At 72.3% G+C, this 346-nt stretch carries 1 protein-coding gene; it reads right to left on the bottom strand.

What is annotated here, in order from left to right:
- Positions 1-346 (bottom strand): hypothetical protein (locus F3J10_RS35955; RefSeq protein ID WP_167244077.1); only part of this gene is annotated, 346 nt, incomplete at both ends.

Below are 346 nucleotides of genomic sequence, written 5' to 3'. Positions count from 1 at the left end.
GGCATGCGCGTCGACCTGCTCGTTCGACACCTTGCCCGAATAACCGGCCGTGCCGGCGATCGCGAACGGGCGCGCGCCGTCGAGCCGCACATCGGCCGTCAGCGCGCCGAACGGCGTATCGAGCCGCTCCAGCGTGAGCGCGTGATGGCGTCGATCGCTCTGCCCGTCCCCGGAAGCGTCCAGGGCGAGCACCAGCGCCTCGAGCGAGCCCGACAACGGGGCATGCGCGTCGACCTGCTCGTTCGACACCTTGCCCGAATAACCGGCCGTGCCGGCGATCGCGAACGGGCGCGCGCCGTCGAGCCGCACATCGGCCGTCAGCGCGCCGAACGGCGTATCGAGCCGC

It is taken from the genome of Burkholderia sp. Cy-637 (assembly GCF_011753175.1).
In the GTDB taxonomy this organism is placed as follows: Bacteria; Pseudomonadota; Gammaproteobacteria; order Burkholderiales; family Burkholderiaceae; genus Burkholderia; species Burkholderia gladioli.
The sequence above is the reverse complement of the archived record's forward strand: the minus strand, read 5'-3'. Positions and strand labels throughout refer to the sequence as shown.